This window comes from Phyllobacterium sp. UNC302MFCol5.2, assembly GCF_000686005.1.
GTDB classification, from domain to species: domain Bacteria; phylum Pseudomonadota; class Alphaproteobacteria; order Rhizobiales; family Rhizobiaceae; genus Phyllobacterium; species Phyllobacterium pellucidum.
The window spans coordinates 1,009,096-1,023,384 of sequence record NZ_JMLL01000010.1 but is presented as its reverse complement, the minus strand read 5'-3'; the positions used below and the strand labels follow the sequence as shown (position 1 = coordinate 1,023,384).

Annotated in this window: 8 protein-coding genes; 2 read left to right on the top strand and 6 right to left on the bottom strand. The window is 59.9% G+C overall.

Going from position 1 to position 14,289, the window contains the following annotated elements; genetic code table 11:
• Positions 1-214 precede the first annotated feature (214 nt).
• Positions 215-808: a ribosome-associated translation inhibitor RaiA gene (gene raiA / locus BR48_RS0106930; RefSeq protein WP_036813481.1), complete on the top strand. Its 594-nt coding sequence runs from the start codon at positions 215-217 to the stop codon at positions 806-808.
• A gap of 63 nt (positions 809-871) precedes the next feature.
• Positions 872-1,336, top strand: a complete 465-nt coding sequence (gene ptsN / locus BR48_RS0106925) for a PTS IIA-like nitrogen regulatory protein PtsN (RefSeq protein ID WP_027230619.1) — start codon at positions 872-874, stop codon at positions 1,334-1,336.
• Between the two features lie 31 nt (positions 1,337-1,367).
• Here ptsN and BR48_RS0106920 read toward each other — a convergent pair whose 3' ends face one another.
• The 6 genes from BR48_RS0106920 to cysT all read right to left on the bottom strand — a co-directional run bounded on the left by BR48_RS0106920 (position 1,368) and on the right by cysT (position 14,288).
• Positions 1,368-1,616, bottom strand: coding sequence for a signal recognition particle (locus BR48_RS0106920; protein ID WP_155810822.1), 249 nt, complete (start codon positions 1,614-1,616; stop codon positions 1,368-1,370).
• A 420-nt stretch (positions 1,617-2,036) separates the two neighbouring features.
• Positions 2,037-2,459 carry a Fur family transcriptional regulator gene (locus BR48_RS0106910; RefSeq protein ID WP_228017347.1) on the bottom strand — a complete coding sequence of 141 codons (423 nt, stop codon included), beginning with the start codon at positions 2,457-2,459 and terminating at the stop codon, positions 2,037-2,039.
• Positions 2,460-2,588: 129 nt separating this feature from the next.
• Positions 2,589-11,222, bottom strand: a complete 8,634-nt coding sequence (locus BR48_RS24060; RefSeq protein WP_051614653.1) for a glucoamylase family protein — start codon at positions 11,220-11,222, stop codon at positions 2,589-2,591.
• Between the two features lie 282 nt (positions 11,223-11,504).
• Entirely contained in the window at positions 11,505-12,542 is a 1,038-nt protein-coding gene (locus BR48_RS24055) for a sulfate/molybdate ABC transporter ATP-binding protein (RefSeq protein WP_036813478.1), read from the bottom strand.
• An 11-nt stretch (positions 12,543-12,553) separates the two neighbouring features.
• Positions 12,554-13,444 (bottom strand): sulfate ABC transporter permease subunit CysW, encoded by an 891-nt coding sequence (cysW, locus tag BR48_RS0106895; protein WP_051614651.1) that lies wholly within the window; start codon positions 13,442-13,444, stop codon positions 12,554-12,556.
• On the bottom strand, positions 13,428-14,288 hold the full coding sequence (gene cysT, locus BR48_RS0106890; RefSeq protein ID WP_027230615.1) for a sulfate ABC transporter permease subunit CysT: 861 nt from the start codon (positions 14,286-14,288) through the stop codon (positions 13,428-13,430). Before cysT ends, cysW begins: the two co-directional genes overlap by 17 nt.
• Between the last annotated feature and the right edge of the window lies 1 nt (position 14,289).

The window sequence follows — 14,289 nt, the reverse complement described above, 5'->3', positions numbered from 1 at the left end:
TGGGCAATGAACTGGGCCAAAGAAGCCTGGTCAGGGAGAGAGAAGCGCCGGTACTTTGCGACGGTCGGAGCGAAAGCGCGCGTTTGGACATGAAGAATCAGCAAGCGAAATGTGATGGAGCGCTCGCACGGATTGTGCGGGATGGCTTTGCTCGTCTTCCAACATCGGTGTAGATTGATTTGGTAAACGGAAATCACAATGAAGGTGAGCTATCATGAGTCTGCGTGTATCTGGGAAACATATGGACATTGGCGACGCATTCCGCATCCGCATCGAAGAGCGGATCGGAGAGATGGTGGCCAAGTACTTCGATGGCGGATATACCGGCCACGTCACAGTGGAAAAACAGGGTTCGAGATTCATCGCAGACTGCCTTGTCCGTCTGGATACCGGCACGGTTCTCCAGGCGGCCGGTGAAGCTCAGGATCCATTGCTTGCCTTCGACGCTGCGGGCGAACGCGTGGACAAGCGGCTGCGCCGCTACAAGCGACGCTTGAAGTCGCATCAGGCCCCGGGATCGAATGGTGTCTTCGATGACGTGTCCTATCGCGTCATGGCGCCGGTACCCGACGATGACGAGGAATTTCCTGAAGACTACGCGCCGACGATCGTAGCCGAAACGTCGATGGCGCTTCGCAGCATGAGTGTGGCTTCGGCGGTGGTCGAGCTCGATTTGAAGGACAGCCCTGTGGTCGTCTTCCGCAACTCTGGAAGTACGCAGGTAAATATCGTATATCGCCGCCCTGACGGAAATATCGGTTGGATCGATCCATCGACCGTAGCGGGTCAAAGTGCGGCCCGTGGATAACAAACGTGAACTACTGCCCGCGCCCGAAATGGGCGCGGACGGTAACTGGAAGGAAGAGAGATAATGGATCTGGGTGATCTCATTCAGCCCGATGCTGTCCTGCCCGCATTGAAAGTCAACTCCAAGAAGCAACTCCTGCAAGCCATGTCGGAAAAGGCAGCCGCCTTGACTGGCCTGAGCGAGCGTGAAGTGTTTGATACGGTCTTGCAGCGCGAGCGCCTCGGTTCGACCGGCGTCGGCAACGGAATTGCGATCCCTCACGGCAAGCTCAATAGCGTGAAGCGTATCACCGGCGTCTTTGCGCAGCTCGATGCCCCGATCGATTTCGAGGCGCTGGACGACCAGCCCGTTGATATTGTCTTTCTGCTGCTTGCCCCGGAAAATGCCGGCGCGGATCACCTGAAGGCCCTGTCGCGCATTGCCCGGACGCTGCGCGACCCGGAACGTGTCGCCAAGCTGCGCACGGCCCACGATGCAAGCCTGCTCTATGAGCTGCTCACGGACCAGCCAACGTCGAACGCGGCGTGATAGTGACGATCCCAATGATGGCGGAAATTGCTTACTTGATGAAGCCGTTGGCCTTTGCTGACCGTTTGATCTGAACGCAATGAGCGGTCTTGGCCGAGTTGCTTAGGTCGTGTAATTGGGCTTCCGCGCCGCTGGTCATCAATTGCAGCGTCGATGGAAAATCCATGTCGGCCGCTTTCACATTTTTCTCGATGTAGCTCTCGATGGCGGTCTGATCGAACGAGAGACCGCACGCATCCTCGGCAGCAAGCATCGTGCCGAGATTGTTGGCAATTGTCATTGAGTCCATGCCGCCGGCTGAAGCGGGACTCACCAGGGAAAGTGCCGCTATCATAAAAACGCACTTAATCATTGGCGTACTTCCCTCTGAACCAAGAAAAAGGCTTCACTACGGATTAAAACGCCACCCGCCCGCCAGGCGAATTGCGGAGCGTTTTTTGAAAGCCAGCAATGAAGAATATTTACCTGGAGGATCAGGCAACCGAAGAGGTCAAATAGATTTGCCATACGCGTTCTCAAAATAAAAAATAAAATAATATTGAAGATAATCGCATTTCCACCTCGAAGCAATTAGCAAGATATGGAAGCAGAAAAAACGAGAATATTTGCAACTATAAGTCGCGTGCATTGAGCTGAAATATTGCTGCATCGCAGACTCAGACGGTCGACCACGCCCTGTGGAGGATTGTTAAGCTATTTCCTATGAAGATCGGTTGATCTTGCGCGCGTAAAGCTCAAGCCGGTGATGCACGATATCGTATCCGAGCGAGCGGGCGATTTCTTCCTGCAACTGCTCGATCTTCTCCGATTTGAACTCGATGACGGCACCCGTATCGATATCGATCAGGTGGTCGTGATGCTCGCCATGCGCCTGTTCGAAACGTGATGGGCCACCGCTGAATGCGTGCCGGTGTATCGCACCCATCTCTTCGAGCAAGTTCATCGTTCGATAGACAGTCGAGAGCGAGATGCTGTCGTCGATCTCGCTGGCGCGATGGAAAATCTTCATCGCGTCCGGATGGTCTTCGGTCGATGTCAGAATATCGAGAATGATGCGCCGCGGGCGGGTGATGCGGATGCCAGCGTTGCGCAACTCCTTTTCGTAATCCGGCTTCTGATTCATGATATTTTTCATGGCCGCGATTATGCGTCAGATCCGCGTCAGTTGCAAAGATTCTCAACTGGAATTTTGCGGGTGTACCGCAGAGCAAGTGGCTGTGCCGCCGGCGCTGGGCCGGCGGCACGTCAGAATTCATTTTGCCGCGGTCGAGACGGCGTCGATCGATACGCCGCCCGCAGGGACCTCGACAACGACCTTGTGTTCGCCCTTGGTCTCAAGCGGAATGCCACCTTCTGCCTTGGTGAGTTTCTTGCCGTTGACTGTAATCTTCTTGCCGCCCTTGCCTGCAGGCCGGACCTCGATCGAGTACCGGGCGTCGCCATTACGCAGCACGAAGCTGAAACCATCCCAATCTGAGGGAAGGGCAGGGTCGACGAACAGGCGGTCGTTCTGCCGCGTGATGCCGAGGATTCCCTCGGTAGCAACGCGGTAGAGCCAGCCGGCCGAACCGGTATACCAGGTCCAGCCGCCGCGTCCGCGCATTGGATCGACCGAATAGACGTCGGCTGCCACGACATAGGGTTCCACACGGTAGAACTCCGCCTTTTCGGCGCTCAGCGCATGGTTCACAGGGTTAAGCTTCTTGAACCAGCGATAGGCTTCGTCGGCGTCGCCGAGTCTCGCCATGGCAAGCACCGCCCAGGTCGCGGCATGCGTGTACTGGCCGCCGTTCTCGCGAACGCCGACGGGGTAGCTCTTGATATAGCCTGGATCATGCCGCGACTTGTTGAACGGCGGAGTGAACAGCTTGATGATTTCGGCTTCGTCATCGATCAGATGCGTCGCCACCGATTTCATGGCTTGGCGCGCCCGGGACGGATCCCCAAAACCTGAGAGAACGCTCCAGGATTGCGCGATCGAGTCGATCCTGCATTCCTCGCTCTTCTTGGAGCCGAGCGGCGCACCGTCATCGAAATAGCCGCGGCGATACCATTCGCCGTCCCAGCCATCCTTTTCGAGTGCTGCCTTGAGGCGCTCTATGTGGGCCTCCCAACGCTCGATGCGGGCCGTATCCTTGAAGGTTCTGGCAATCGGGATCACGTCGCGCAGCGTGCTGATGAGGAACCAGCCGAGCCAGACGCTCTCGCCCTTGCCGTCTTCGCCGACCCGGTTCATGCCGTCGTTCCAGTCGCCGGTGAGCATCAGCGGCAGTCCGTGTGCGCCGGTCCGCGCCACAGCTAGATCGAGCGCGCGCGCAGCATGTTCGTAGACGCTTACCTTCTCGCTGGTGATCGTGGGCTGGTAGAAGGCGTCGTGCTGGCCCTCATTGAGTGCTGGACCGTCGATGAAGGCAACCTGCTCGTTGAGAATGCTCATGTCGCCGGTGACCGTCGTGTAGTGGGCGATCGCATAGCCGAGCCAGACGACATCGTCGGAGATTTTCGTTCTAACGCCGGCGCCGCTCGTCGGCAGCCACCAATGCTGGACATCTCCCTCCTTGAACTGGCGCGCCGATACGTTGAGAATCTGCTTCCTCGCCAACGACGGATCGAGGATCAGCATCGACAGGGTATCCTGCAGCTGGTCGCGGAAGCCGAAGGCGCCGCTTGCCTGATAGAAAGCCGATCGCGCCCAGATACGGCACGCAAGGCTCTGGTAGGGCAGCCAGCGATTGACCATCAGGTTGAAAGCTTCGTCGGGCGTTTCGACCTGCAGGCCGCCGAGAAAGTTCGACCACAGCGCTCGGGAGGCGCCGAGCGTCTCGTCGAAGCCCTGTTTGCTTTGTTCGCGCAGGATACGCCGTGCCTCGTCGGCACTACCGGCATCGCCCATATAGAACAGCAGTTCCTTCGTCTCGCCGGCCGCAAGCGTGATATCGACGTTGAGCGCAGCGCAGGGGTCTCCGCCTGCCTCGACGACGTTGGAGAGCGTCCTTGCCTGCAGAACCGCAGCCGGGCGATCGACGGAGCCGAGCGTTCCAAAGAACTCGGCGCGATCCGACGTCACTGAATTCGGCTTCACGCTCGTTGCATAGAAGGCGACATTGTTGCGACGGTCGATGCCATAGGGATTGCGCGCCATGAGCACGCCGGTTTCGGCATCCCAGGACGGTACGATAAACGGAGCGGTCTTGGCGCGGGCATTGCCGAGCATCCATTCGACAAAGCCATAGACGCGCAGGCGCTTCGCCGAGCCGCCATGGTTGGTGAGCTTCAGCCGCGACACGCGCACGGGCAGTTCGACATGGATGGTGTGGGTAAGTTCAAGCCCGACATTGCCGTGGCGCGACGTGAACGTCGAATAGCCCTGCCCATGGCGCGCTTCGTACTGGACGGACGGGTCGCGCAGCACCGAAGCCGTGGGAGCGAACGCGACGTTCTTGTCAAGATCGACAATATAGATCGCTTCGCCGGAACGGTTGCTGACGGGGTCGTTCGACCACTGGGTCAACTGGTAGTCGCGGCTATTGCCGGACCAGGTGAATCCAGCACCCTCCGCGGCAACGTGGAAGCCGAAGCTGGAATTCGAAATGACGTTGATCCAGGGTTGCGGCGTCTGGGTGATCCCTCCGAGGCGGACGACATATTCGCCGCTTGCAAGGTCAAAGCCGCCAAAGCCGTTCCAGAATGCCAGATCGTCGCCCGATATCTTCGGGTTGCGCGTCCGCATCAATTGCGTCGGCGCCGGCGCGATATTGCGCATCTCCTCGATGCTGCCCGTGTCGACCGTCGCGTTGACCTTGCCGGCGGCTGCGTCCGCTGTGGGCGCGAGGTCGGCGCTGAGGCCCTCCATGCGCTTCAGCTGCTCGGACAGGGAGCCGTTCTGCGCATGCATGACGATCCGCGCCGAGGCGAGCAATGTATTATAGCTGGCATCGCTCATCTGGTCGCGGCGGACCGTGAAGATATGAACGCGCGGTCCGAGCTGCGCGCCGCGCGCCCGGCTGTTCTCGCAGATTGCTTCAAGACCCCGCTGGAAATCCTGCGCATAGGAGAAGGAGCGTTCGTTGATGACGACGACATCGACGACCAGGCCCTTCGCGCGCCAGTACTCGTGGGCGCGCAACAGATTCTTGAGCGTTTCCATATCGGCTTCGTCATCGATGCGCAGGGCAAGGATGGGGAAGTCGCCGGAAATCGACATCGGCCAGAGTTCGGACTGGCTGCCGAGGCCGCTGGCGATGCTTTCGGATGGCATCCGCAGTGCCTTGTCCGGATAGATCAGGCTGGTCGCGACACGCTGGAAAACCTGCGCTTCATCGGGGTTGATGCCGATGTGATGCAGACGCACCTGCGAACTCGTCCATGACAGCGAGAATTCGCGTGCGAAGCAATCCGGATGGCGGAAGCGGCCGACGACGTCCTCGAGTTCCTGGCGGTTGGGGCGCACGAGCGTCCAGAAGACGAGCGTCACCTTCTTGTGGGCGGGCACGCGGACGCGGCAGCGCAGCGACGCGATGGGATCGAGCACGAAGCCCTGCGAGCCCGTAAGCGTCGCGCCCTCGTCGAATGCGGCGGGGTAGCGCAGCGTACGGCCGCGGCCGATGAAGGCCCGCCGGTCGGTTTCCGCTTGAACTTCGCGCATGGTTCCGGAACTGTCGCTGACCATGTGGGCGACGTGGATGTCCGGTTCGTCATTGTTGCGCTTGCGACGTGTCGCATAGATCGTATCGCCGCGCTTGTCGATCTCGGTCTCGACGAACATCTTGGCGAATGCCGGGTGGGCCGTATCCGCGTCGTCATTGGTCAATACGAGTTCGGCATAGGAGGTCACTTCGATGATGCGATCCTTGCTGCCCGTATTGGTGATGACGATGCGCCGGCCTTCGCCGTCGGAATCCGACGCGACGATGGTTTCCACCGTCGTGTGCAGCGTGCCCGCTTCCTTGATGAATTCGGCCTTATAGTCGGCGAAGATCGTCATGCTCTTTTCGCCGGTGGCCCGCACGGGATCGCCAGTCGCCGACCACCAGTCGCCGCTCTCCATATCGCGCAGGAAGAGGAAGGTGCCATAGCCGCTTTCGAGAATATCCGGCTGGAAACGTGTTATTGCGAGCCCGTTCCAGCGGCTGTAACCGCCACCATTGGCGGTGACCATCACTGAATAATGGCCGTTGGACATGACCTGCGTTGCGCGCGGAGCGCCGAGCGGATTGTCGATGATGTGGATCGAGGGAGTTTCTTCGCTGCTTTCCACGGCCTTGCGCATCGGGTTCTCGGCCTTGGCCTGGAGAACCGGGATTTCCCGCGGCGCCTTTTCCTGGAGCAGGAGTTCGGCGGCTTCAATGACCGGGTCCGAGTGGAAGCGTTCGCGCATACGCCCTTCGAATACGACGTTGTTGACCGCGACGATCGACATGCCGTGATGGTGAGCCATGTAGTTGCGCACCACCGCATAGTCCTCGCCTTCGCGAACGCGCGACTTGGTGAAGTCGACGGCATCGTAGAAACCGTACTGGCCAAGGGCACCAAGCGCGCGCAGACGCTTCAGGTTTTTTACAGCTTCTGCCGGCTGATACTGGCTGGCCATGATGCTGGCATAGGGCGCCACCACATAGTTCTTCGAAAGGCCGCGCTTCAAACCGAGCGTCGGCACGCCGAAGTTGGTGTACTGGTAGTTCATCTCCGGGTCACGCGCATTATAGGCGGCTTCCGATATACCCCAAGGCAGGTCTTTCGACGCGCCATATTCGATCTGGCGCTGGACGATCAGCTTGTTGGTCTGGTCGAGCATGCTGCCGAGCGGCTCGATCATGACGAGCGGCGGCATGAGATATTCGAACATCGAGCCCGACCACGAGATCAGGGCGCCGCGCCAGCCGACGGGAACCAGCAGGCGTCCAAGACGGAACCAGTGGTCGACGGGAATATCGCCCTTGGCAATGGCAAAGAGGCTCGCAAGTCGGGCTTCCGAGGCCAAAAGGTCGTAGCAGCTTGCGTCGAGTTCGTTGCTTTCGACGCGGAAACCGATCGACAGCAGGCGGCGCTCCTTGCGCTCGAGGAAGGTGAAGTCGGTATCGAACGCCAGCTGGCGCGCGCGGGTTGCGAGCGTTACCAGCCGTTCGCGCAGGACGTCCGTACCCTCATGCGAGCCGATGGCGTCGTCCGTGTGGGCCTGGCAGGTCTTGACGAGAAGCAGCGCCCATTCGTTGGCGGTGACGCTGGCGGGGCTTTCGAGCTCGCCATGCAACTCCTCGGTGAGGCGCTGGATATCGCCGGCAAAGAGGGAAAGGTTGATGGTGCGCAGCGAAGCCGTCTCCGGCTCCTCCTTGATGGTGGTGATGGCACGGCGGAAGTTTGCGACGCGCTCCTCAAGGCGGCGGCGCAGCGGCCGCAGCACGCGGCGATCATCAGGAATATCGTTGATCGCCTCTTCGAGAATGTCGCTTACATCGAGAATGCCGTCGAGATCGCTCTGGAGATAGACGGAAGGCGCTTCCGCCCATTTTTCGAGGGCCGACGAAAGCGCAACCAGATGGCCGGCGAGATTGCCGCTGTCGACAGCCGAGACGTAGAGCGGCAGCAGCGGCCGCAGCGTCGTTGTCTCGTACCAGTTGTAGAGATGGCCCCGATACTTCTCCATCTTCTCGAGCGTGCTGAGCGTCTGGTCGATCCGCGTCAGCGTTTCATGGAAGCCGATCCAGCCGAAATCGCGTGCCGCGACCGTCGACAGCAGATACATGCCGATATTGGTCGGAGACGTGCGCGTTGCGATGACCGGATGCGGATCCTCCTGGAAATTGTCCGGCGGAATGTAGTTCTGCTCCTTGGTCACGAACGTATCGTAGTAGTGCCATGTGCGGCGCGCTATGCGGCGCAGCTCGCTCTTGTCGGACGATCGGACGGCGAGATCGTCGAGTGGCTTGGCAGAACGGCTGACGAGCCACGCGATCATCGGCGACAGGAACCAGATTAAGGCGAAAGGCACCGCCAGGAACCATGCGCGGCTATGGCCGGCGAGGGGCAGGCCGATGGCGATGATGGCGACGACCGTCGCCGGCCACATCAGTTGCATGTAGTACTGCAGCGTATCGGGCGAACTCGTCTTTGCCTGGGCGGCGGCCCGCCATTCGAGGAGGTGCTTGCGCGTGACGAAGAGGCGATAGAGCGTGCGCACGATCGCATCGCCCATCAAAACCGCCATATTGGCGAGGAAGGTGATGCGAAGCGCGATATCGGCGGCGCCGGAGAAGATGTCAGTCAGAATCGCCTGGAAGTGGCCCTTGAGCGACAGGTTCATGTCCGTCGGCACAAGATTGGTGAAAAGGATCATCGTCGGCACGATGAACATGCTGAAGATGAGGAAGCACAGCCAGAGCGTGGCAAGACCGGGCGGCAGCAACGTCCAGCCGGCAATAGCAGCAATCAGCCAGAAGATCGGCGCAAGCGAACGGCGCAAATTGTCGACCATCTTCCAGCGTGTGACGGCCGTGACGCCCGGCTTGGTGCTGAAGAGATAGGGCAACAGCTGCCAGTCGCCGCGGGTCCAGCGATGATGGCGCGAAATATCGACATTGTAGCCGGTGGGATAATCTTCCACGACTTCAACGTCGCTGACGAGCGCGGCACGCGCGTAGCCGCCTTCGAGAAGATCGTGGCTGAGCACCGAGTTCTCGCCGATCTTGCCGTCGAGCGACGCTTCGAAGAAATCGACATCATAGAGGCCCTTGCCCGTGAAGGTGCCTTCGCCGAGCACGTCCTGATAGACGTCTGATACCGCGAAGACATAAGGGTCGATGCCGCGGTTGACCGAAAAGACGCGCTGCAGGAACGAGGCGTCGTCACCGGTGGTGAGCGAGGGCGTCACGCGCGGTTGCAGAACCGAATAGCCGCTGACGACACGGCCGGATTTTGCCCGGTAGATCGGGCGATTGAGCGGATGCACCAGCTTGCCGGCGAGGCGATTGACCGAATCCGGCGTCAGGCGCGTGTCGGAATCGAGCGTCATGACAAACTTGATGTCGGTCGGCAGTTCCTCGTTTGAGGGGAAATAGGTCGTGTCCTTATCGCCGCGCAGCAGCAGGTTGAGTTCGTGCAGCTTGCCGCGCTTGCGCTCCCAGCCCATCCAGCAGACTTCCTGCGGGTTGTAGAGCCGCTTGCGGTGAAGCAGGAAGAAGCGCGGATTGGCCTGCGTATAATGTTCGTTCAGCGCGGTGATCTTCTCGCGCGCATAGTCGAATATGTCGAGATCGTCGTCCGTCTGCTCGTTCTGGCTGTCTTTCCAGTCGGTAAGGAGGGCGAAATAGACCTCGCCGCGCGGGTTGGTAAGGTAGTGCACTTCGAGGTTGCGGATATGCTCGTCGACGGAGTCGCGCGAGGTGATCAATGTCGGCACGGCGACAAGGGTTTTTGCCTCGGGCGGCAGTCCGTTCTTGTATTCGAAGCCGATAAGCCGCGTCGGCGGCATGAACATCGGTATGATCCAGTTGACGAAGCCGTTGGCCGTTTCCATCGCCGGGAAAACCGCAAGCACCGTGAAAAGCAGCGTCATGCCGTGCGACAGACCGGCCTGACGGAGCCAGTAGTGGATCAGAAGCAGGATGGCGATCGAAAAGAAAGATGCCGGCACCCAGAGCCCGGCAAGGCCCAGCTTCCGATAGAAGCGGACCCAGCGCTCAAGCACCGTCGGTGAATAATCGCACTTCGCCTCGAGTTCGGGCCGCCCATCGCCGGAGAGGTAGTAGCCGACGTCGCGCTTGCGCTGCTCGGTGACGGCATCGCCGCCGCCGGTCTCTTCGGCGCTCTTTTGGGCAAGGTCCAGCGCTTCGAGGGTGATATCATGCTCGCTCTTGCCGGAGCGGCGGGCGATTTTTTCGATGGCGACGCGGTAGGCATTGCGTGAATGGAAGTCGAGCGCGTCGAAATTCGAATTCTCGCGCAGGACGGCATCGACGCCGCTGACCGTCTCGAACCATGTGATCCAGTCGACGTCGTCGATGGACTTGAGGCTCCGGATCAGGTTGCCCATGGTCACGCCGCCGGTGGACTGGCGTGTATGTTCCTGGATGATAGCGTCCTCGGCGTCGCTGCCGTTCTTCTCGAGCTCTTCTTCCAGCCATGCAACAGCGGCGCCCGAATGGGTCGCGCCGCCGCGCAGACGATAGAGGAGGTGCGTGGCGAAGGTGCTGTCACGTGCCGCCGGCGCATATTGCGCGAGCAGCTGCGGCAGCGCGTCCTTGTCAGCGTAAAGGGTGATCTCGTCGGCAACCGTGTTGGCGAAGGCGCGCATGCGGCGGGCGCGCTCGACGCGCAGGGAGAGCCGGCGGGCATTTTCGATAAGGATGAACCGCACCGCAGAGGGCAATGCCCAGAGTTCGCCGATATGCAGCGGCTCGACCGTCTGGAAGCCTTCGACGATTGCGCTGAGACTGTTCAGCGAAAACTGGCTGTCCGTATGGGCGACATAGAGCCAGGCAAGCGCCATGACGCGCGGAATGCCGGGATTGTTGGCGAGCGGCGGCAGTTGCCGGAAGAACTTCTTCGGCAGATCGCGCTCAACCTGCTGGATATTCTGGTCGACGAGATAATAATTATCGAGCAGCCACTGAGCGGCTGGCGTGATCGTTTCACCTTTGCGTGCTGCCGCATCGGATGAGCGATAGGAATGCAGAATGAGCTTGGCGTTTTCGACGGTGCGCTGCTCGAACACCATCGGTTCATAGTCGGGCAGGCGGACGTCTTCGCCCTTCGCTACCCGCGCTCCCAGATCCCGCAAGTCATCGATTGATTTGTAATGGGCCCTGATAGGGTTCGGCTGGGCAGAAAGGACCTGGCCGGCTGTATTTTTCTGGGATGTGAAAGCTTGAATGAAACTCAATGCGGGCATTTGCCATCATTTCGGTTGGAAGAAATAATCTTCTGATTGCAGCACAAGGTTCGCTCGGGATCGTTCCCCCTCACGAACAGTTTACGATCTAATCGGCTCAAGGCAATGACGCTAGAAGCACTTTCGCCTCTAGCGATCAGTTTTGATGAAAATGAGTCAGATTTCCATTGGGCTTTTGGCGTATTTCAGCCGGAAACTGTTAAGGCGGGCTTTGGTTGCAAGGGGTGGCCCCAAACAAAAAAGCGGGATCGCGATGATCCCGCCAACGCCGCATTACCTGCTTCAATCGCGGGCAAAGACGCGAAAATGTCTTGGCCTGAAAGCGATGCCGGAGAGTTCAGTCGCAGGGTGGTCGGCATCGATGCCGATTTCGATACGCTCCTCAGCACCCGCGACCATAAGTTCGACGCGCCGCGTTGCGCCGACACGGCGGCTCGCGACGACCGTACCCGCGATGCAGCCGTTCGAGCCGTCGACCAGCTCGACATCGTGCGGGCGGAAATAGAGCATGCCGTCGCCATCGGGCCGGTCGGCCTTGAGGCCAAGTGACTTCTCGCCGATCCAGACAGTTCCGTTCTCGATGCGAACCGGCAGGCGGCTCGATTCACCGATGAAGCCATAGACGAACGGCGAGTTCGGCTTGTCGTAGACTTCGTCCGGCGTGCCGACCTGCTCGATGCTGCCCTGGCTCATCACCACGACCCGATCGGCAAGTTCAAGCGCCTCATCCTGATCGTGGGTCACGAAGACGGTCGTATGCTTGGTCTTGTCGTGGATTTCGCGCAGCCAGCGTCGGAGTTCCTTGCGAACTTTGGCATCGAGGGCTCCGAATGGCTCGTCGAGCAGCAGAACGCGCGGCTCGATTGCCATCGCACGAGCAAGGGCGACGCGCTGGCGCTGGCCGCCCGATAGCTGCGCGGGGTAGCGCTTTTCCAGGCCTGAAAGCTGGACGAAGTCGAGAAGCTCCGATGAACGGCGCCGGATCTCGTCCTTGGCGGGCCGCGTGTTCGAGGGCCGTACCTTCAGCCCGAAACCAACATTGTCGATGACCGTCATGTGCCGGAACAGAGCATAATGCTGGAACACGAAACCGACATTGCGCTCCTGGACCGACTTCAGCGAGGCGTCCTCATCGCCGAAGAACACCTTGCCCTCGGTGGGGGATTCCAGCCCGGCGATCAGGCGCAGCAGAGTTGTCTTGCCCGACCCGGACGGGCCAAGCAGGGCGATAAGTTCGCCCGACTTTATTTCCAGTGAAACGTCGTGCAGCGCCGGAAAGCGATCGAATTCCTTGCGCACACCACTTACGCGAACATCCATTTCAAACCCTCTCAGTGTCCGCCTGCTGCCCGCAGCTCCGCGCCGTATCGCATCTCAAGCAATGACTTGAGAATAAGCGTGACCAGCGCCAGCAGCGCCAGAAGCGAAGCCACCGCGAACGCAGCGACAAAATTATATTCGTTGTAAAGAATTTCGACATGCAGCGGCATCGTATTGGTCAGCCCGCGAATGTGGCCTGATACGACGGACACGGCGCCGAATTCCCCCATGGCGCGGGCGTTGCACAAAAGCACGCCGTAGAGCAAGCCCCATTTGATGTTCGGCAATGTCACGTGCCAGAAAGTCTGCCAGCCATTGGCCCCGAGCGAGAGCGCGGCTTCCTCGTCGGTCGTGCCCTGATGCTGCATCAGCGGGATCAATTCACGGGCAACGAAGGGGAAGGTCACGAAAACCGTCGCAAGCACGATGCCGGGCACGGCAAAGAGGATCTCGATGCCATGCGATTTGAACCATGGCCCAAGCAAGCTGTGCGAGCTGAATAGCAGCACATAAACCAGGCCCGAAATTACCGGCGAGACCGAGAACGGCAGGTCGATGAGCGTCGTCAGGAACGCCTTGCCCTTGAATTCGAACTTGGCGATGGTCCATGCGGCGACCACGCCAAAGACGAGATTAAGCGGCACGGCGATCGCGGCGACGAGCAGCGTCAGGCGGATGGCAGCCTGCGCGTCAGGCTCTATGAGCGCGGTGAAATATTCGGCCGGTCCTTTGCGGAATGCCTCGACAAAAACCGACACGAGTGGCAGGACGAGGAACAATCCGAGAAACACCAGCGTGATGCCGATCAGCACATAGCGTGAGCCGCGGCTCTCGGTCGTTGCCGGATGCCAGGTCGCCGCTGCGGGGGCTGCGGTCTGGGACAGGTCATGTACCATAGCCATACCTCCTGCGGCTCCACGCCTGAATGAGATTGATGATGAAGAGCATGGCGAACGAGATCAGCAGCATGATCGCCGCGATCGCCGTCGCGCCGGCATAATCGAATTCCTCAAGCCGGATGACGATGAGGAGCGGCGCTATCTCTGACACATAAGGCAGGTTGCCGGCGATGAAGATCACCGAACCGTATTCGCCGACAGCCCGGGCGAAGGCGAGGGCAAAGCCGGTGAGGATCGCCGGCTGGAGACCGGGCAGCAACACACGCGTGATCGTCTGGAACCGGTTGGCCCCGAGCGTGGCCGCAGCTTCCTCGACCTCCGTGCGGATTTCTTCCATCACCGGCTGTACAGTGCGCACCACGAAAGGCAGGCCGACGAAGATCAGCGCGATGGTGATGCCGATCGGCGTGAACGCAACCTTGATGCCGAGGGGATCAAGCCAGCGTCCGATCCAGCCGTTCTTGGCGTAGATCGACGTCAGCGCGATACCGGCCACGGCTGTCGGCAGGGCGAAGGGGAGATCGACAATCGCATCGATGATGCGACGACCCGGAAAACGATAGCGCACCAGCACCCAGGCAACGACGACGCCGAAAAAGACGTTGATCAGCGCCGCGACAAAGGCCGTGCCAAAGCTGATCTTGAGTGCGTTGAGGGTGCGGGGATCGGTCGCGACATGCCATAGCCCGGCCCAGCCAAGGGATGCGGAACGCCATGCGAGACCCGTTAAAGGAATAAGAACAATTAATGCGAGGTAGGCAAGAGTGAAGCCGAGTGTCATTCCAAATCCCGGAATGACACTCGGCCTCTTAAACCGCCAACCTGCTTTCGCGAGGTTGGAAATCATG

Bases quoted from the DNA above. Each gene is read 5' to 3' on its own strand.
- raiA (WP_036813481.1), top strand. From the start codon at position 215: ATGAGTCTGCGTGTATCTGGGAAACATATGGACATTGGCGACGCATTC.
- ptsN (WP_027230619.1), top strand. From the start codon at position 872: ATGGATCTGGGTGATCTCATTCAGCCCGATGCTGTCCTGCCCGCATTG.
- BR48_RS0106920 (WP_155810822.1), bottom strand. From the start codon at position 1,616: ATGACAATTGCCAACAATCTCGGCACGATGCTTGCTGCCGAGGATGCG.
- BR48_RS0106910 (WP_228017347.1), bottom strand. From the start codon at position 2,459: ATGAATCAGAAGCCGGATTACGAAAAGGAGTTGCGCAACGCTGGCATC.
- BR48_RS24060 (WP_051614653.1), bottom strand. From the start codon at position 11,222: ATGCCCGCATTGAGTTTCATTCAAGCTTTCACATCCCAGAAAAATACA.
- BR48_RS24055 (WP_036813478.1), bottom strand. From the start codon at position 12,542: ATGGATGTTCGCGTAAGTGGTGTGCGCAAGGAATTCGATCGCTTTCCG.
- cysW (WP_051614651.1), bottom strand. From the start codon at position 13,444: ATGGCTATGGTACATGACCTGTCCCAGACCGCAGCCCCCGCAGCGGCG.
- cysT (WP_027230615.1), bottom strand. From the start codon at position 14,288: ATGATTTCCAACCTCGCGAAAGCAGGTTGGCGGTTTAAGAGGCCGAGT.